Source organism: Candidatus Villigracilis saccharophilus (assembly GCF_016711665.1).
On sequence record NZ_JADJSO010000082.1, the window covers coordinates 1 to 17,709 of the forward strand.

15 protein-coding genes and 2 pseudogenes are annotated in these 17,709 nt (G+C 52.1%); all 17 read right to left on the reverse strand.

What is annotated here, in order from left to right:
• On the reverse strand, positions 1 to 650 hold a 650-nt coding region (locus IPL17_RS25725), incomplete at its 3' end, for a proton-conducting transporter membrane subunit (protein ID WP_345309950.1).
• A gap of 66 nt (positions 651 to 716) precedes the next feature.
• Positions 717 to 2,231, reverse strand: a complete 1,515-nt coding sequence (locus IPL17_RS25730) for an NADH-quinone oxidoreductase subunit M (protein WP_345309951.1) — start codon at positions 2,229 to 2,231, stop codon at positions 717 to 719.
• A 23-nt stretch (positions 2,232 to 2,254) separates the two neighbouring features.
• Positions 2,255 to 4,423 carry an NADH-quinone oxidoreductase subunit L gene (locus IPL17_RS25735; protein ID WP_345309952.1) on the reverse strand — a complete coding sequence of 723 codons (2,169 nt, stop codon included), beginning with the start codon at positions 4,421 to 4,423 and terminating at the stop codon, positions 2,255 to 2,257.
• 33 nt (positions 4,424 to 4,456) lie between these two features.
• Entirely contained in the window at positions 4,457 to 4,759 is a 303-nt protein-coding gene (gene nuoK / locus IPL17_RS25740) for an NADH-quinone oxidoreductase subunit NuoK (RefSeq protein WP_345309953.1), read from the reverse strand.
• Entirely contained in the window at positions 4,759 to 5,118 is a 360-nt protein-coding gene (locus tag IPL17_RS25745) for an NADH-quinone oxidoreductase subunit J (RefSeq protein ID WP_345309954.1), read from the reverse strand. The genes nuoK and IPL17_RS25745 overlap by 1 nt, the downstream gene beginning before the upstream one ends.
• Before the next feature lie 232 nt (positions 5,119 to 5,350).
• A complete protein-coding gene (nuoI, locus tag IPL17_RS25750) occupies positions 5,351 to 5,872 on the reverse strand; it encodes an NADH-quinone oxidoreductase subunit NuoI (protein ID WP_345309955.1) in 522 nt (173 codons plus the stop codon).
• Positions 5,859 to 6,998 (reverse strand): NADH-quinone oxidoreductase subunit NuoH, encoded by a 1,140-nt coding sequence (nuoH, locus tag IPL17_RS25755; protein ID WP_345309956.1) that lies wholly within the window; start codon positions 6,996 to 6,998, stop codon positions 5,859 to 5,861. Before nuoH ends, nuoI begins: the two co-directional genes overlap by 14 nt.
• A 1-nt stretch (position 6,999) precedes the next feature.
• Positions 7,000 to 9,447, reverse strand: coding sequence for an NADH-quinone oxidoreductase subunit NuoG (gene nuoG, locus IPL17_RS25760; protein ID WP_345309957.1), 2,448 nt, complete (start codon positions 9,445 to 9,447; stop codon positions 7,000 to 7,002).
• A gap of 10 nt (positions 9,448 to 9,457) precedes the next feature.
• Positions 9,458 to 10,705, reverse strand: coding sequence for an NADH-quinone oxidoreductase subunit NuoF (nuoF, locus tag IPL17_RS25765; protein ID WP_345309958.1), 1,248 nt, complete (start codon positions 10,703 to 10,705; stop codon positions 9,458 to 9,460).
• Positions 10,705 to 11,211: an NAD(P)H-dependent oxidoreductase subunit E gene (locus IPL17_RS25770; protein WP_345309959.1), complete on the reverse strand. Its 507-nt coding sequence runs from the start codon at positions 11,209 to 11,211 to the stop codon at positions 10,705 to 10,707. Before IPL17_RS25770 ends, nuoF begins: the two co-directional genes overlap by 1 nt.
• Positions 11,208 to 12,437: an NADH dehydrogenase (quinone) subunit D gene (nuoD, locus tag IPL17_RS25775; protein WP_345309960.1), complete on the reverse strand. Its 1,230-nt coding sequence runs from the start codon at positions 12,435 to 12,437 to the stop codon at positions 11,208 to 11,210. Before nuoD ends, IPL17_RS25770 begins: the two co-directional genes overlap by 4 nt.
• Before the next feature lie 2 nt (positions 12,438 to 12,439).
• The gene (locus tag IPL17_RS25780) at positions 12,440 to 12,952 is read right to left on the reverse strand and encodes an NADH-quinone oxidoreductase subunit C (RefSeq protein ID WP_345309961.1); all 513 of its coding nucleotides are present in this window, start codon (positions 12,950 to 12,952) and stop codon (positions 12,440 to 12,442) included.
• A gap of 64 nt (positions 12,953 to 13,016) precedes the next feature.
• Positions 13,017 to 13,520: an NADH-quinone oxidoreductase subunit B family protein gene (locus tag IPL17_RS25785; protein ID WP_345309962.1), complete on the reverse strand. Its 504-nt coding sequence runs from the start codon at positions 13,518 to 13,520 to the stop codon at positions 13,017 to 13,019.
• Positions 13,511 to 13,867, reverse strand: a complete 357-nt coding sequence (gene ndhC / locus IPL17_RS25790) for an NADH-quinone oxidoreductase subunit A (protein ID WP_345309963.1) — start codon at positions 13,865 to 13,867, stop codon at positions 13,511 to 13,513. The genes IPL17_RS25785 and ndhC overlap by 10 nt, the downstream gene beginning before the upstream one ends.
• A 168-nt stretch (positions 13,868 to 14,035) precedes the next feature.
• A pseudogene (locus IPL17_RS25795) lies at positions 14,036 to 14,824 on the reverse strand (sigma-70 family RNA polymerase sigma factor); the annotation flags it as partial.
• A 486-nt stretch (positions 14,825 to 15,310) separates the two neighbouring features.
• Positions 15,311 to 15,679, reverse strand: a pseudogene (locus IPL17_RS25800) (sigma-70 factor domain-containing protein); the annotation flags it as partial.
• Between the two features lie 70 nt (positions 15,680 to 15,749).
• On the reverse strand, positions 15,750 to 17,678 hold the full coding sequence (gene dnaG / locus IPL17_RS25805) for a DNA primase (RefSeq protein WP_345309964.1): 1,929 nt from the start codon (positions 17,676 to 17,678) through the stop codon (positions 15,750 to 15,752).
• Between the last annotated feature and the right edge of the window lie 31 nt (positions 17,679 to 17,709).

Here is a 17,709-nt window from a genome sequence, read left to right on the forward strand (position 1 = left end):
ACCTTGAAGCCAAATCCCACCAGCAGCAGGGCAGCCCCAATGGTCAGGAGCAGGCTCGGGGTCCCGTTTGAAGCGGCTGTGAATATCCCGCTCAGGGAGGTGGTAGCGGTCGCCCCGTAGATCAGAGCTGTACCGTAAACAACAAATCCAGTTGAGAATGCACCGAGTAAAAAGTATTTGACGCCTGCTTCTTCTGATTGCAGGTTTGGACGCGCAAACGCGGCCAGCACATACAGCGGGATGGAAAGTAATTCAAGCGCAAGGAAGACGATGATGAGGTCTGAGGCCTGCGCCATGAGCATCATCCCAGTGATGCTGAACAGCATCAGGGTGTAATACTCGCCGCGCTCAATTCCCATGCGTTTGATGTAACCATAGGCGAGCGCAATGCCCAGCAATCCGCTGGAAATGAGGATGATATTGATAAAAACCGAAAAGCCGTCCACCACAACCATGTTGTTGAAGCCGGTTTGTTCACGGCCCACTTGAGTGATGGTCAGTCCCAGAGTGAGCGCCAATCCCAACGCGGATAGGAATGCAGTGATGTCCTTGCGATCCTTCGGGATGAAGAGATCAGCCAGTAACAGCACACACGCCCATGCGGCAAGGACGATCAGCGGGAGGATAGTGTAAAAATCAGTTTGCGTCATGAACGCTCCATCCCTCACCCCTGCCCCTCTCCCAATGGGAGAGGGGTTGGGGCGAGGGTAAGATTACTATAAAGGCAGGGCAGAGATCAATTTCTCAACAGCAGGCGCGATCAAATTGAAGAAAGGCGCGGGGTAAAGACCGATCCAGAACATAAGGATCAATAAGGGAGCAACCGTGAGAATCTCGCGCCAGTTGAGGTCTTTCAGTTCGTGATGGTGTGTGATCTCGCCGGCAGGGCCAAGGAACATCTTCTGGAACATGTAAAGGATGTAGACTGCCGCCATAATGACGCCGATGGCTGAGATACCCGCATACCACGGGCTGCCAATCGCCTTCGAGCCGAATGCGCCCAGCAAGATGGTGAATTCACCGACGAAGCCGTTCAACCCAGGCAGACCCATTGAAGAAAGCGAGGAGATCAACATGATCGTGCCGAAGACCGGCATGACCTTCCACAAACCGCCATAGACCTTGATCTCACGGGTGTGCGTCTGTTCGTAAACCATACCGATCAGAAGGAACAGCGCGCCGGTGCTAAGACCGTGATTGATCATTTGCAAAATGGCGCCGGATACACCTTGAACATTCAGCGCAAACATACCGAGCATGACAAAGCCGAGGTGGCTGACGGATGAATACGCAACCAGTTTTTTGACGTCCGATTGGGCATAGGAAACCGCCGCGCCGTAAATGATGCCGATGGTCGCGAGTAGCGCGATCCACGGGGCGGCTTCGATGGTCGCATTCGGGAAGAGTTGAATATTGAAGCGCAGGAAGCCATAGGTACCCATCTTGAGCAGAACGCCGGCCAGGATCACAGAACCAGCTGTCGGCGCTTCCACGTGGGCATCGGGCAGCCATGAATGTAAAGGCCACATTGGGACTTTGATGGCGAATGCCGCAGCAAACGCAACAAAGAGCAGCATCTGGGTCTTCGGGTCGATGATGCCTGATGAATACAGGCCGGGTAACGCGGCAAGCATTTCAGGGACGTTGAACGTGCCAGTCTTGATGCCGAGGAACAAAATCGCGACCAACATCAAAATGGAGCCAGCCATGGTGTAGAGGAAGAACTTCACCGCAGCATACACGCGGCGCGGTCCACCCCACAAGCCGATCAGGAAGTACATCGGGACGAGCGTGAATTCCCAGAAGACGTAGAACATGAACAGGTCCTGCGCGAGGAACACACCCATCATGCCGACTTCCAACAGGAGGAAGAAGATCATGAAATCCTTAACGCGGTCATCCACAGCTTTCCAGGTGGAAAGGATGGAGATCGGCGTGAGGAAGGATGTGAGCAAAACAAGCAGAATGCTCAAGCCATCGACAGCAAGATAATAGTAAATGTTCCATCCCGCCACATTGATCCAGGCGTATCGAGCCTCGAGCTGCAAGTCAGGATTGGCTGCGTTGAACTGTCCAAGCACCCAAAGGGAAATGACAAATGTCAGCAGGGATGTGACCATCGCGACCCAGCGGATGGCGGTCTTTGCTTCAGAGTTCATGAACAGAAGCACGAGCACGCCCAGAAGCGGGAAGAAGGTCAAGAGAGTAAGAGGTTGTAAAAGAAATTCCATGTTCTATCCTCGGTTTCTACGAGTTATTTAAAGATCAAATAGCCTAAAATCAAGACGACGCCCAACATGACGGACAGCGCATACGAGCGCACGAATCCATTCTGGACCTTGCGCATGGTCGCCGATATGGATTGAGTTGATTCGCCGAGCCAGTTTGCAAATCGGTCAATGCCTTTTTGATCAGCGTATTGGGTCAGAGCAACTTCACTCAGCCAGTTATACGTTCCCAGAATAACCGTATCATGCACAAAGTCATGCCAGAAACGCCAGTCGATCACATCCGCAAGGAAGGCGGACAATTTCTTGAACGGATTGATGATGAGCGCGAAGTACCCTTCATCCACAAACCATTTATTTTCCATGCCCGTGAAGAGGAAACCAAGCGGCTTCTTGAGCGGGTCTATCTCTCCAGCTTTTAACGGGTTGCGTCCGTAGATCCACCATGAAATAAAGATGGCAGACAAAGCCAATATAGTGGAAATACCTGCGACTTTCAGATCAAGCGGAAGGGCTTCGACTTCGGCTAGTGTATAACCAAGCCAGTGACCGAGATTGTGGAAACCTTCAAAGGGAAGATTTAATGCGCCTCCGACTACGCTCAAAACTGCCAGCACCATAAGGGGCACGGTCATTACCTTTGGGCTTTCCTGTGCGTGCGCGGCTGCATCATGCCGCGGCTTGCCGAAGAAGACCATCCAAACCTGACGTCCCATATAGAAGGCGGTCATGAACGCGGCGAGGGTTAATTGCCAGTAAATGCTTGTGAAATGCAAACTGGCATCGAGAAGAATTTCATCCTTTGACCAGAAACCCGCAAACGGGGGGATGCCCGCGAGCGCAAGCGTGCCGATCATATATAGCCAGAATGTGACGGGCATGGTCTTGCGAAGTCCGCCCATGTTGCGCATATCACCCGGGTCGAAGACTTCACCGTGTTCATCGCCGTGACTATCATGGCCGTGATCTTCTTTTTTAGATTTCTTGCCTTTCGGCTTTTCATCATGATGCGCGTGGGCGTGAGCGAGATGATGATGGCCGCGCTCCATGCCGAGGATGACAGAACCTGCGGAAAGGAACAACAAAGCCTTGAAGAACGCGTGTGTAATAAGATGGAACATCCCCGCCACATACGCGCCCATACCCACGGCAGCGACCATGAAGCCAAGTTGTGAGATCGTGGAGTAAGCCAGGACTTTCTTAATATCATATTGACCCACGGCGATCGTCGCGGCAAAGAGCGCAGTCCCTGCGCCAACCATTGCCACAATGTATTGCGCCTGCGGGACAAGTGTATAAATTTCAGCGGAGCGGGTCACAAGGTAAACACCAGCGGTCACCATGGTCGCGGCATGGATCAAAGCCGAGACCGGCGTTGGGCCAGCCATCGCGTCCGGCAGCCAGATGTACAACGGGATCTGCGCTGATTTACCGGCCACGCCCACAAGCATGAACAATGTGATCGCCACGATCACCCACGGTTGAGAATGAGCGATCTCAGGGGCGGCCTCGAAAACCGCATCAAATTGAAATGAACCAAGATACCAGAACATCAGGAAGCCGGCGATCAGGAAACCGAAGTCGCCGACGCGGTTGGTGATGAAGGCTTTCTTGGCGGCATTGGAATTCGCCCAGGATGGCCGCGCAAGCGTGTCCATCTCGTACCAGAAACCAATGAGCAGGAAGGAGCAAAGCCCCACACCTTCCCAGCCGACGAAGAGCATCATGTACGAGTCGCCGCTGACCAGGATCATCATGGCGGCGATGAACAGGTTCAGGAAAATGAAGAAACGCGTAAAACGTCCTTCCTCCTTCTTGAAGCGTACATCTTCATGCATGTATCCGATGGCGTAGATGTGGATCAGCGTGCCGACTCCCGAAACGACCAGCATCATCGTGGTCGAGAGCGAGTCCATGCGGAAGGTCCAATCCAGGTTGAGCGTTCCAACGTGGATCCACTCCGCCAGCCGCCAGCGCATCATTTCGCCGTGATTGATCGAGACTGAATAAGCCAAAAGCACCGAGACGACAAATGCCGCTCCCGAAGCAAGGCTCGCCACCGTGCCAACCATCTTTTCGCTGAACTTGAACCACTTGCTGAAGATCACATTGATCAGCAAGCCGGTTAAAGGCGCAAAGACCAGCCACGGGGCAAGAAAGAAAAATCCTGAACTTGTCGTTTCACTTAAGTGCATAAAGTTCTCCGATATTCGATATCCAGTATCGAATTATCCCTTTAGAGAATTCATCTCATCGATATTGATGTTCTTCTTGGTCTTGAAAATTTCCACGATCAAGGCGAGACCCACCGCCACTTCCGCCGCCGCCACTGCGATGACGAAGAAGACGAAGATCTGACCGTTGAAGCTCTTGTGCATATTGGAAAAAGCCACAAAAGCCAGGTTGCCCGCATTGAGCATTAACTCAATGGACATAAAAATGATCAACGGGTTACGGCGGATAAGCACGCCCAATGCGCCGATGGTGAACAAGATCGCTGAAAGAATAATGTAATAGTCTACAGGTACCATTATTTACGCCCTGCCTTTTCACGGTTAGTTAGTACAATCGCTCCCACCATGGCGACAAGCAGCAGAATGGAGGTGACTTCGAACGGCAAAAGGAACTGGTTGAACATGGTCATCGCCATTTCGCGCAGGTTATCCATTGAATTCACTGCAATATCCGGAGCCGTAACCACCACATCTGGCTTGGCTCGTGAGATCAACAGATAGAGCGATTCCACGACCAGGATGGCGGCCAGAGTAAACGCCATCGGTTTCTGCCACGGAAGCGATGTGGTCGGGGCAAGGCTTTCCGCGCCGAGCAGCATGATCACAAAGAGGAACAAGACCATGATCGCGCCTGCATAAACAGTGATCTGTGACATGGCAATGAACGGCGCACCCAAGCAGCAGGTAAAAGACAGCCACCGTGATAAAGTTCAGCACGAGAAACAACGCCGAATACACCGCGTTGCGGCTGAAGACCATGCCAAGCGCTGCGGCCACAGCTACCAGGGAGAGAACGAGGAAAACAATTAGTTCAGAATTCATAATGCTCCATTTACGATTTTCGATTGACGATTTACGACACAATCGAAAATCTGAAATCGTAAATCGTTAATCGGTTGCATCTTTCATTTCAGGGACCGAACGCGTGAACATACCTTCTTCAGTTTTGCGCGGCGTGAGACTTTCAGCAGTTGGAACGGATTCGAGCAGCAGATCCTTGGTATAGACAGCATCACGGCGATTCAAGAACGAGAGCTCATAATTATCGCCAAGCACGATCGCTTCGGTGGGACAGGCATCTTCGCAGAAGCCGCAATAGATACAGCGCAGCATATTTATTTCGTAGGTCGAAGCATACCGCTCTCCAGGAGAGAAGCGTTTTTCATCCGTATTTTCAGAAGCCTCAACGAAGATCGCATCCGCAGGGCAGGCTGCCGCGCACAGTGAACATCCGATACATTTCTCAAGGCCATTCTCATAGCGCTTCAAGACATGACGTCCACGGTAACGCGGACGGACTTCACGCTTCTGTTCGGGATATTGGTAGGTTACAGTCCGCTCGAAAAAGAACGAACGGAGCGTTTCGCCGAGACCGCGCCCAAGGTTAAGAACGGGATCAAACACGCCCATTGGATTTTCTCCTCAAGTCATTAAACACAAGCGCCACCGCCACCATTGCACTGATAATAGAAAAGACGGGGATGCCATAGATAAACAATTGATTATTCAGTTCCTGCGCCAGCAAAATACCCGTGGCTGTGATGAAAAGCACCACCAGCGAAAGCGGCAGAAGCACCTTCCAGCCGAACGCCATCAAACGGTCATAGCGGATGCGCGGCCAGGTTGCGCGGATCCAGATCATAAAGAACAACAACACGACCACTTTCAACAATAGATAAATCGGAGCGAGGAACCAGTAACGGTCAACACTCAAGAAAGTATCCTTCAAGAACCAAAACTCGCGATAGCCGCCAAAGAACAATGTAGCCGAGATCATACAGATCACGATCATCTTCTGGTATTCAGCCATAAAGAACAACGCGAATTTCATGCCTGAATATTCCGAGTGAAAGCCAGCGGTCAGTTCCTGTTCAGCTTCAGGCATATCGAACGGAGCGCGGTTGACTTCCGCCAGGGTCACGATGAGAAAGATCAACGCGCCCACAGGCTGGATCACAGCGAACCACATATCCTTTTGCGCATTGACGATATCCACCAGGTTCATGGAGTTGCCCATCACGATCGCGATCGCAAAACACAGCCCAAGTGAAAGCTCGTACGAGATCATCTGCGCCGAAGCGCGGATACCGCCAAGCATGGCGTACTTGTTATTGCTCGACCAGCCCGCCAGCGTGATGCCGTACACCGCAATCGACGCGATGGATGTCAGATACAAAACGCCAACGTTCAAGTCCGCAATGTACAGGGTGATCTCGCGCCCAAAGAAATTAAAAGAAGTTCCAAGCGGAATCACAGCCGCCAGAACCAGTGACGGTACAACGGTCAGGATCGGAGCGAGAACGAACACCACCTTATAAACCCGCGCAGGGGTCAGTTCTTCCTTGAAGATCAACTTGACCGCATCCGCGATCGGCTGCAACAAGCCTTGATAACCGGCGCGGTTCGGACCAACGCGTACCTGCATGCGGGCCAGCGCGCGGCGTTCATACAACGTCAGGTAGGCAAAGCCTGTCAACAGAATCAGGCAGAGCACAAACCCTTTTACGATCCATTCAACCCAGATAGTCCAATCCATATCATTTCACCTTCGCAACAACAGGTTCGCGGATCGCGATGCCCATACTACGCGGCACCAGCGCCACACCCGCCGAGATCGTATCGTCTATCTTCACAACCACATCAGCTTTCACACCTTCAAAACTGAGCTGCACATGTGCGCCTGCTTCCACGCCCAGATTTTTCGCGGCAGATGGATGTAGTGTGACAGTTGCTTCGCCGATTCTTTGATCAAGCAATTGAGCAGGGTTGACTGTCACGCCGCGGTCATATAATTTATTGACCGGGACCGCCAACAGTTCCTTTTCTTTTGGACGAAGAGCCGCTTCTTTTCTAATCTTTGGGATGGTGACTGTTTTCCCAGACTGGGCCGTCGGGGCAAGCTGCACACCCAAGCCCTGCGTATTCTCGTAAGTCGTGCCACCGTAATACAGGTCGCCGCGCCCAACGATCGGCCATTGACCATGTGTTTCGGCAAGTTTTTCGTAACTGAGATCAGTGAACGCATCCAGTGAATTCGCAAGAATATCGAACACCACCGAAACAGACGAACCTTCCAGGATAACGCCCATCTGCTTTGCGATCATGGAAGTGATCGCAAAATCTGGTTTCGCATCGCCCTTGACGGGTACAGCCGCAAAGAAGCGCTGAACGCGGCGTTCACCGGAAGTGAATGTCCCTTCGCGTTCTGTGTAAGCCTGCGCGGGGAAAACCACATCCGCGATTTCAGTCGTCGCGGTTTCAAGAATATCCTGAACCGCCACGAACTTGGCACCCTTGAGCGCCTTCGCCAAAGCGGGGTCGTCCCCCACCGGGTCAGCCCCGACGATGTAAACAGCCTTGCCCTTCAATGCTTTTTCAAGATCAGGTTCGGGGGTCAAGCCAACTTCCCAAGCACCCTGATCGTTGGCTCTCTGCCAAACACCAACCAAACCGTTGTTCGGTTTGCCGACGTGATCGGTTTCTTTCAAAAGTGAGGCGCAAGCGGATGCGAGTCCGGATGTGCCATTCAAGCCGAGTCCCTCGCTGCCGAAGAACACAACCGCGTTCTTCGCCTTCGCGAATTCATCAGAGATCTTGCTCTTCGCGCTCAGGTCATTCACTGCTTTTACTTCATCGCCATACGCATAGCGGATGACGAACTTGGCAAACCGATCCAATTTGGTTTCACGCGGATTTGCGACAATGAGTGTCGCGCCTCGGTCTGCTGCCTGTTTGACTCTCAGCCACCAAATGGGAGCTTCTTCATATAAGTCAGACGCAACGACGAGTATCGCGTCGCCCGCACCCATCTTGCCAATGTTCGTACCCTGTCCCACGCCAACGAGCTGGGTAATGTCACCACCGCCCATATCGGAGTACAGGATCGCCGTTCCACCAGCGTGATCGGCAAGCGACTTCAAGTTGAACAGATCTTCATTTGCAAGTCTGCCCGAGGTCAATATGACAAAATCTTTTTTATCTTTCGAGAAATTCTCTGCGGCGAATTTGGTCGCGGCATCCCATGAAGCGCGCGCCAATTTTTCTTCTTTTCTAACCAGCGGCTTGACAAGACGCTTCTTGCTTTCTGTATAGTGATAAGCAAAACGGCCTTTGTCGCACAGCCAGATCTCATTCACTTCTTCATTCTGGCGCGGCATGACACGCTTCACAACCACATCACCGCCAGCCTTGGCTTCGCGGCGTGTGTTGAGCGTGGTATTGCATCCGACAGGACATTGCGTGCAAATGGATGCCTGTGCTTTTAATTCCCACGGGCGCGCGCCAAAGCGGAAGTCGGCAGTGGTCAACGCGCCGACGGGACAAATATCAGTGGTATTGCCCGAGAAAACAGAATCGAATCCGGGGTTCGAAAGAGAAACGATTTGAGTATTTCGTCCACGCTCATCGAAACCGAGCACTGCCTCGCCCGCCACTTCATCCTGAAAGCGGATGCAGCGCGCGCATTGAATGCAGCGTTCGCGGTCAAGCCAGATCAACTCGCCAAGCGGAACCTGTTTTTCAAGATGCAGTTTCTCATCATAGATGAAGCGGCTCTGGCCTGGGCCAAAAGCCATCGTCAAATTCTGAAGCGGACATTCGCCGCCCTTATCGCAAACAGGGCAATCGAGCGGATGCGAAGTGAGCAGGAACTCAACAGTGCCCTTCTGACCATCCAAAGCCTTATCGGTTGTGGTCATCACAACCATGCCTTCTGAAACGCGATTGGTGCAAGCCGTTTCAAGCTTGGGCATGAATTGGATCTTGGGCTGGCCGTTCTCGATCACAGCCTGACCCGTTGCACGATCCAGCATGGGGCGGCCAACTTCGACCAGACACATGCGGCACATGCCAACGGGTTCCAGCTTGGGGTGATGACAAAAGACGGGGATGTCGATGCCAACCATCTTGGCCGCATCGGCGATCAACGTTCCATCCGGGACCGTTACACTTATTCCATTAATTGATAGCGTGACTTGTTTCGTCATGCGTGCTCCGTTAAGCCTTTACTACTTTTTTGAAGTCTTGCGGAAATCTTTCGATACCGGTAACGACAGCCATCGTGGCGAACTCACCCAATGCGCACAAACATTTGCCTTGCATTTGTTTGGCAACATTTAAGAGAAGATCAACATCTCCCTGTTTGCCTTCGCCGGAATGAATGCGATGCGTGATGGTCTGCATCCAATAATTGCCTTCGCGGCAGGGGGTGCATTTGCCGCACGACTCATGCTTGAAGAAGTGGATGGTCTTGTTGATGATCCAATCCACACTGACGGTGTCATTGATCACGATCACGGAAGCAGACCCGAGGTCGGCGCCGAGCGTGCGGACAGTGGCATAATCCATTGGTGTGTCGAGGACTTTGTCATCCACAACTATTAATGAGGAGGATGCGCCCGCAGGCATGATGGCTTTTACCGGACGCCCATCCTGAATCCCGCCACCGTATTCATAGATCAGTTCACGGAAAGTCTTGCCGAAGGGAAGTTCATAATTACCGGGTTTGCGCACATGGCCCGATAGCGAGAATAATTTCACACCCGCGCTGTCCGCTGTGCCCATGGACTTGTACCAATCCGCGCCGTTGGCAATAATGGGCGGGACATTGGCAAAGGTTTCGACATTGTTGATAATGGTCGGCTTGCCGTATAAACCAAAGGAAGGCGGGAACGGCGGACGCACACGAGGTTGTCCGCGTTTGCCTTCGAGAGATTCGAGCAAGGCGGTTTCTTCACCGCAGATATAAGCGCCTGCACCGAGATGGGTAAAAATTTTCAGCGAGTATTCAGTACCAAAAAGATTATCACCAAGATACCCAGCCTTTTCCATTTCCGCGATCTTTTCATCGAGGAAGGCCGCCACCTGCCAAAACTCACCGCGCAGATAAACATAAGCCGCTGTCGCGCCGACTGCATAGGATGCGATCGCCAGACCTTCGAGAAATTGGAAAGGATTGCTTTCCATAAGCTCACGATCCTTGAAAGTACCAGGCTCGGATTCATCAGCATTGGCAACCACATAATGCGGCCAGTTCTTATTATCAATGAAGGACCACTTCATTCCAGTGGGGAAACCCGCGCCGCCGCGTCCGCGCAGACCGGATGCCTTGACCACATCGGTCACTTCATTCGGCTGCATCTTGGTTACGGCTTTTTTGAAAGCGTCAATCCCGCCGTTCTTTTTGTAGACATCCAGCTTGTTGATGTCGGGAACATCACGATGACGTAACAGGACGTGAGCCATTACTTCACCTCCTTGCCGGCTTGCTTGAGCGCTTCGATCAATTCCATGGTGCGGTCGACGGTCATGTTCTCATGATATTTGATCCCATCGGGACCCTGTGTCTGGAACATCGGCGCTTTGTCACAGGCGGCGAGACACATCACACCTTCAAGAGTGACCAAGCCATCGGCAGTCGTTTCGCCGACCTTGATACCGAGGTTTCCGCACAAGCTGTTGAGAAATTCATCCGCGCCGCGTAAAGCGCATGGCAGGTCCGTGCAGACCTGCATTCTATACTTGCCAGCCTTCTCGTCATGGTAGAGCGTATAAAAACCAACGATCGAAGCGACTTCAGTCTCTGTGATATCCAGCATCTGCGCAATATCCTGCATGGCAGCCTTGTTGACATACCCTTCCTCACGCTGGGCAAGATACAAAAGAGGCATGACCGCCGAGCGTTTCTGCTCGGGCGGATACTTCGCTAAAATTCGTTTTACTTCCTTCGGATAAGTTTTCTCAAGGCTCATCTGTCAATATCTCCGAGGACAATGTCAATGGAAGAGAGAATGGCAACCAGATCAGCCACCAAATATCCCTTGACGATCTGTGATAGCACAGCCAGGTTATCAAATGAAGGCGTGCGTAAATGCACACGCAACGGTTTCGGCCCGCCATCCCCTTCAAGCAGCAAGCCCAACTCACCACGCGGTGATTCGATCGCGCTGTAAACGGATGCCTTCGGCGCAGGGAAACCTTCCGTCCACAACTTGAAGTGATGGATGAGGGATTCCATGCTGACACCGATCTCTGAGCGCGGCGGCGTAACGAACTTGCGGTTGCTGGAACGCACGGGACCAAGCGGGAGTTTGTTCAAGGCCTGCTCCACGATCTTCAAGGACTCGCGCATTTCCTGCACGCGCACCAGGTAACGCGCGTATGTATCGCCTTCGGTACGGGTGGGGACATTGAAATCATATTGTTCGTATCCGCAGTACGGGCGGGCTTTGCGCAGATCCCAGTCCACGCCGGAAGCGCGCAGCGGAGGACCTGTCACACCGTATGACAAGGCCACCTCTTTGCTCAATTTGCCGATGCCCAGCATACGGTCAAGAAAGAGCGGGTTCTTCGTCAGCAGGGTTTCGTATTCATCAATGCGCTTTGGGAAGATCTTAATAAACTCACGCACGGCTTTTTCAAATTCAACCGGCACATCGCGCCAGACACCGCCGGGGCGGAAGTACGTGGTCATCATGCGCTGGCCTGAGACCAGTTCAAAAATATCAAGGATCTGTTCGCGTTCGCGGAAGCAGTACAGGAACATGGACATGGCCGCGAGGTCAAGCCCTGAAGTGCCAAGCCAGACCAAATGCGAGGAAATCCGCTGCAGCTCGGTCAGGATCACGCGCAATCCCTGCGCGCGCGCGGGCACGTCCAGATCAACCAGTTTTTCAACCGCCATCACATACGCAAGGTTGTTGCCGATCGGGTTCATGTAGTCCAGGCGGTCGGTCATCACTTCGGCCTTTTGATAGGTCTTGGCTTCCATGTTCTTTTCAATGCCCGTGTGCAAGAAACCGATATCGGGAATGCAGTTGACAATGATCTCGCCGTCCAGTTCAAGCAGCAGACGCAGCACACCATGCGTGGATGGATGCTGGGGACCCATATTCAGGAGCATGGTTTCGCCGGTCAGGGCGCGCTCTGAAACAAGATGTTTAAATTTTTCGAGGCTGACTTCTTCAATCTGACTCATAACTATTCCTTTGCGTACGGCTTGCGAAGATCGATCTCATCGAAGTTAAAAGTAAATTGCGGCTCTTCATACCCAAGCGGGAAATCCTTTCGAAGCGGATGCCCTACCATATCCTCGGGCGATAGAAGGCGGCGCGGATCGGGATGACCTTCGAATTCGATCCCGAACATATCGAGGAGTTCGCGCTCACGCCAATTTGCCACGCCGAACAACTGCGTCGCGGTCGGGACCTTGGGGCTGCTCCCGTTTACTGGGACTCTGATCTGCACGGATAGATTTTTGACGATCGAAGTAAGTTGATAGACCAGATGAAAACGCGGGGTCGCCTGCGGGTAATAATCAACCGCCGTCATCGCCGAAAGCAATTCAAAATTATATTCATCGCGCAAAAGGGTCAGCGCATCAATGATCTGCTCCGGCTTCACGAACAGATGCACTTCATCGCGAAACTCTTCCAGGGTCGCGCTGAATTTTTCCTGCATCGCTTTTACGATGGGTTCAAGTTTTTTATCCATAAATATGTATGCTCCAGCCGCCGTCCCCGGCGGCGAGACGCCGTCGAGAGCAGATGAAATGGGATTAAGTGGTTTGTTTGTACTTTTCGGTGTACTGTTTGAATGTTTCGCCTTTGACCTTCTCATGGATGGTCATGACGCCGTGGATCAAAGCCTCGGGGCGCGGCGGACAGCCGGCCACAAAAACATCCACAGGCACTACTTCATCCACGCCCTGATAGATGGCATAATTATTGAAGACACCGCCGCAGGAAGCGCAATCGCCCATGGCGATCACCCATTTCGGCTCGGGCATTTGATCGTACAAGCGGCGTAGGACCGGTCCCATTTTCTTCGAGACCCGTCCCGCCACGATCATCAGATCAGACTGGCGCGGACTGGCGCGCATCAGTTCCATGCCGAAGCGGCTCATGTCATAGGCTGAAGATTGCGCGGACATCATTTCGATGGCGCAGCAGGCCAGCCCGAACAACATCGGCCACATGGCATTGGTACGCCCCCAATTGACAACACCTTCAAGCGTGGTGGTGACCACGCCCATATTTCCAAGTTTTTGCTCTACTCCCATTCCAGCGCTCCTTTTTTCCAGGCGTACACGTACCCTATTAATAAAATAACGATAAAGACGACCATTTCAAGCAAGCCGAAAATTCCCAGCTTGCGAAAAGCGATCGCCCAAGGCAGAAAGAACACCACTTCAATATCAAACAGGATGAACAATACAGCGATCAAATAAAAGCGGACCGGCATGCGCCGCGTCCCTTCACCGTAGGGGTTCATACCCGATTCATAAGGCATGGATTTTGCTTCTGAATTTTTACGTGGACCAAACAACTCCCCCAAACTTATCGCGATGACCGCAATTAATGTGGCTACCGCGATCATCACTGCAATGGCTATATATTCCAATAACATAAACACCTCTTGGTGTGTGGAATTTGTGCGTGAAATCTGGCACGTTCGGCGTAGTATATCATAAGAAACTTTGAGGAAATAGAGAAAGTGTCACTTTTCACAAAAATGATGATATTAGTCATAATGAGTTTTATTAAGAAAAGACACAGCAGAACTGTGTCTTTTCTTTCAATCTCCGAGATAATCCCGCAGTTCGCGGCTATAAACGGGATGTCGTAATTTCCGCAGGGCTTTCGCCTCGATCTGGCGCACACGCTCGCGGGTCACATTGAAATAGCGGCTCACCTCTTCAAGCGTATGTTCTCTTCCATCTTTAAGTCCAAAGCGCAGTTCGAGCACATCCCGCTCGCGTTCAGAGAGCGCCGCGAGTGTGCGCTGGACCTGCTCACGAAGCATTTCGCGGGCGGCAGAATCCATCGGGGAAGGCGCGTCTTCATCTTCAATAAAATCGCCGAGGGAACTGGAATCTTCATCCCCGACCGGGCCTTCCAGAGAAACAGGTTCTTCCGCTGAGCGAAGCACGCGCTTCACCTTTTGCGAGGCTTCCTCCAAACGCTGTACGATGTCCGGGCTGATGGGCGTATTTTCTGTATGGGCTTGCAGGATCATTTGCATATCAGAAGCTGAGAGGTATCCCACTTCCAGAGCAAGTTCGGCGTTGTTTGGGGTGCGCCCCAAAGTTTGTGTCAAATGTCTTTGTGCGCGCAGGATGCGTGAGACGGATTCGAACAAATGCACAGGGATTCGAATGGTGCGCGCCTGTTCGGCAATGGAACGGTTAATGGACTGGCGGATCCACCAGGTAGCGTAGGTGCTGAATTTGAAACCACGGCGCGGATCAAATTTTCCGACCGCGCGCAGCAAGCCCATATTGCCTTCCTGGATCAAATCCAGCAGTGACATGCCGCGCCCAAGATAACGCTTGGCAACGCTCACCACCAGCCGTAAGTTCGCTCGGATGAGGGCTTGATTTCCTTCCACTGCGCGGGCGTGCGCTGCATCCATTTCGGCCAACAGCTCTTCGTCCGAGGGCAGACTGCGGTAGAGGATGCGCTGGGACGGAAATACGTTCTGGGCGCGGACATAAGTCAGCAGCCACTCGGCATATTTGAATGGGAGCAGGTATAGGTTAAGAAAGACGCTATAAGCATGGCGGGCCAGGTTATCCCAAAGATGATCCACTCCCCAATGACCGTTATCCAAATAGGCGCGGAAGTAGGAGGGTGAATCAAATTCCCAGCCCGCGTGAAGGGACTGGGATTCGGCGATCATCAAGGCGAGATTCGGAAGTTCATGGTCAAGCTGTTCGGTATCTTCGATCAGGCGGTCCCAGGAAGTAAGCATTTCCAAAAGCAGGGAGTGATAGATCGAGGAGGCCAGGGAAACGCCTTTGCGCTGTTTCAACTTTCGCAGGGTGGTCAGGTGGCGGTCGGCTTCACTGAGCGTGGCAAGCCGAAACTCACTATCAGAGCCGAGCAGTTTTACAAGGCCGATCTCGCGCAGATATAAACGCACAGGGTCTTCGGAAAGATCGCCAGCCAGTTCGCGCGAGTGCAATTTCAGAACGTCTTCAACATTTTCCTCGGGTTCCACGAGCAATGTGTCATCCAGCTCGACAAGCTCGCCTGGGATGCCATCCAGTGGAATAACATTTTCCTCATCGATCGTATCTAAAAAGAAACTCACCAGATGTTGGGCCTGCCCTTCCTCTGATTTGGCTTCAACAACCTGCAAAGGCTCATTGTTTTTTGGCTTTGAGTTTTTCACGGGTTTTATTTTCGTTTTGATTTTGGCTTTTGCTTTTGCGGGCATGATTGGTTCCCTTTCCCTTTATGGCTGCAAAAAGATCTTATTTTTTGGAGTCACCCAAAGCATGGCTTGATCACGCCTGCCGCTTTAATGACATTTTTCTTTTGGCTTGATCCAGATTGTGAAGCAGTTTTGCCAACCTTAAATTCTGTTCTTGATACATTTTTATATTTGCGCCTCCCTGCTGCTGATCTTCATCCTGCAGGAATCGCAATTGAATATTATTCACCATCGCATTGGCGCGGCGCAGGTCAATGAAACGCGCCAACAGATCTTCCAGAACCTTATCATCCACGACTTCAAGCTTTTCCGTCTGCGCCAGCAGTTCCTTTGAAAGATCGCTGATCGTTTCAGGCAGATGACTGGTGACGTATTGATGATGATCGTTCTCATCCTGCTCGACCGCCAGGCGCATAACACCGAACAACAACTGATGGTCAGTATACTCGAAGTCTTCGGCAGCCAGAGGGCTTAAACCAAATTCCTGAAAACTTTTATCAAGACGGTAGAGTAGATCGGGTTTGCGCAGTAAAACTCCCAGACAATACGATTCGATCTTTAAATTAGGATTGACCGCCATGATGGATCTATCTGGCTGCATCTTTTGGATCACAGTCCGCGGCTTGCGCCTCATAACCGGACCCCGGACCTGAGCGCTCATCAATGAACGTTCATCAACCCGTAACATGCGTGCCAATGCCTGGCGATAGGTATCGCGCTCCAAGGCATTGGGCAGATCTTCAATTAAAGGGATCACCTGAGCGGCAATTTGATTCTTTACTTTTGCGTCATTAAGGTTTTGACCGACCGCCAGCGAATCCATTACATGTGTCACGATGGGTTTCGCGTTCTCGATCAAGCGCTTCCACTCTTCCTTATCACGCGCCACAAGCTCATCAGGGTCAAGACCATCAGGCATGGAAGCGACACGCAAGTCAGCCTGCAAACGAGCTTCATTGCGGAGCAATCCGCGCGCATCGAAACCAAGTTCGCCCTCACGATCCATTGCCGAACGGGCGGCATCCAATCCGCGCAGGACGGCCTTTTGCCCGGCAGTATCCGGGTCAAGCGCCAGCACGATCCGTCGTGATAGCTTCTTGAGCAAACGCAATTGATCTTCCGTCAACGCCGTGCCCATCGGCGAGACCACATTCTCATATCCCGCCTGATGCAGTGCGATGACATCAAGATAGCCTTCGACGATGACCGCTTGATCAGCGGCGCGGATCGGTTTACGGGCACGGTCCAATCCGTAAAGGATCTTTCCTTTTGTAAAGATCGGCGTTTCAGGGGAATTCAGGAATTTTGGAATATCGGTCGGGTCAACAATCCGCGCGCCAAAGCCCGCCATCTTCCCCTGTTCATCCCGAATGGGTATCATGATGCGGTTGCGGAAGCGGTCAAAGGAACGGGTCACATGCTGCGAGTTACGCTCATCCTCCGCATCACGCACAGACAACATGCCCGCGTCGATCAGATCCTTTTCGCTGTATCCTTTGGGCAGGAAGTGTTTGTGCAGATTATCATATCCCAGCGGGGCGTATCCCAAACCAAAGGTTTCGATGGTCGCATCGGTTAATCCACGCTTCTCACGCAGGTAAGTTAATATCTCGTTATTCTTAAACAGGAGGCTTCGATAATAAATGACCACATCTTCAAGCAGGATACGCAGATGCTCATGCGCTTCCTTGACTTCAGGCTTTTCCGCAACAAAGGATTCAACTTTCACCCCCGCGCGGTCTGCCAATTTTTGCAGCGCATCTTTAAAATCCAAGCCCTCGCGCTTCATCACGAACTTGAAAATATCCCCGCCTTCGTTACATTGACCAAAACAGCGCCATGTCCCAGATTCCGGCCAGACCACAAACGCCGGCGTGTGCTTGTTATCGTGGAACGGACAGAATCCGGTATAGTTCCTGCCCGCGTGGCGCAGCTTAACGCCCGCTTCAGACACAAGGTCTACGATATCTATTTTGGATTTGACTTCATCAATGGTGGACATAGGGTGGTTGAATTATAGACGTATTCAGCGA

What these genes read in the sequence shown, in the direction of transcription:
- IPL17_RS25730 (WP_345309951.1), bottom strand. Translation starts at nt 2,231, where the DNA reads ATGGAATTTCTTTTACAACCTCTTACTCTCTTGACCTTCTTCCCGCTT.
- IPL17_RS25735 (WP_345309952.1), bottom strand. Translation starts at nt 4,423, where the DNA reads ATGCACTTAAGTGAAACGACAAGTTCAGGATTTTTCTTTCTTGCCCCG.
- nuoK (WP_345309953.1), bottom strand. Translation starts at nt 4,759, where the DNA reads ATGGTACCTGTAGACTATTACATTATTCTTTCAGCGATCTTGTTCACC.
- IPL17_RS25745 (WP_345309954.1), bottom strand. Translation starts at nt 5,118, where the DNA reads ATGTCACAGATCACTGTTTATGCAGGCGCGATCATGGTCTTGTTCCTC.
- nuoI (WP_345309955.1), bottom strand. Translation starts at nt 5,872, where the DNA reads ATGGGCGTGTTTGATCCCGTTCTTAACCTTGGGCGCGGTCTCGGCGAA.
- nuoH (WP_345309956.1), bottom strand. Translation starts at nt 6,998, where the DNA reads ATGGATTGGACTATCTGGGTTGAATGGATCGTAAAAGGGTTTGTGCTC.
- nuoG (WP_345309957.1), bottom strand. Translation starts at nt 9,447, where the DNA reads ATGACGAAACAAGTCACGCTATCAATTAATGGAATAAGTGTAACGGTC.
- nuoF (WP_345309958.1), bottom strand. Translation starts at nt 10,705, where the DNA reads ATGGCTCACGTCCTGTTACGTCATCGTGATGTTCCCGACATCAACAAG.
- IPL17_RS25770 (WP_345309959.1), bottom strand. Translation starts at nt 11,211, where the DNA reads ATGAGCCTTGAGAAAACTTATCCGAAGGAAGTAAAACGAATTTTAGCG.
- nuoD (WP_345309960.1), bottom strand. Translation starts at nt 12,437, where the DNA reads ATGAGTCAGATTGAAGAAGTCAGCCTCGAAAAATTTAAACATCTTGTT.
- IPL17_RS25780 (WP_345309961.1), bottom strand. Translation starts at nt 12,952, where the DNA reads ATGGATAAAAAACTTGAACCCATCGTAAAAGCGATGCAGGAAAAATTC.
- IPL17_RS25785 (WP_345309962.1), bottom strand. Translation starts at nt 13,520, where the DNA reads ATGGGAGTAGAGCAAAAACTTGGAAATATGGGCGTGGTCACCACCACG.
- ndhC (WP_345309963.1), bottom strand. Translation starts at nt 13,867, where the DNA reads ATGTTATTGGAATATATAGCCATTGCAGTGATGATCGCGGTAGCCACA.
- dnaG (WP_345309964.1), bottom strand. Translation starts at nt 17,678, where the DNA reads ATGTCCACCATTGATGAAGTCAAATCCAAAATAGATATCGTAGACCTT.